Annotated in this window: 1 protein-coding gene; it reads left to right on the forward strand. The window is 74.4% G+C overall.

Annotation, left to right across the window (positions count from 1 at the left end):
- Positions 1–342, forward strand: a 342-nt coding sequence (locus D7Y13_RS42855; RefSeq protein WP_147452714.1) for a GNAT family N-acetyltransferase, incomplete at its 5' end; no start/stop codon positions are given.
- Positions 343–449: the final 107 nt, after the last annotated feature.

The following is a 449-nucleotide window of genomic DNA, read 5'->3' on the forward strand; positions in this document are numbered from 1 at the left end:
GCGCAGGGGCGCCTGTTCGGCTTCGCCTGGGTGGACGACTACCGCCAGGAGGGGCTGGCCCTGGAGGGCTTGTGGGTGCGCTCGCTGGTGGTGGCGCCCCGCGTGCGGCGCATGGGGGTGGCCACCGCCCTGGTGCGCTGTCTGGTGGAGGAGGCCCGGCGCCAGGGGGCGGATCGCGTCCACGCCGACATCGACGAGGACAACACCGCCTCCCTGCGGACCTTCTCCGGCCTGGGCTTCCGTCCCGCGCCGGAGGCGCTGACCACCGCGACCAACCAGCAGTGGGACGCGGCGGGCGGAAGCAAGCGCCTGGTCGTGCTGGTGCGTGTGCTTTCGGCGTGAGCGCGGGCCGGGGGGTTGCGCTCCTCCAGACCCTGGGCCAAAAGCAGCCCCGTCCCGTCCACCCCGCATCCCTTGCTGGCGAGGCCCCTCGTGAGCACCCCCCCGTC

The organism is Corallococcus praedator, assembly GCF_003612125.1.
Taxonomy (GTDB): domain Bacteria; phylum Myxococcota; class Myxococcia; order Myxococcales; family Myxococcaceae; genus Corallococcus; species Corallococcus praedator.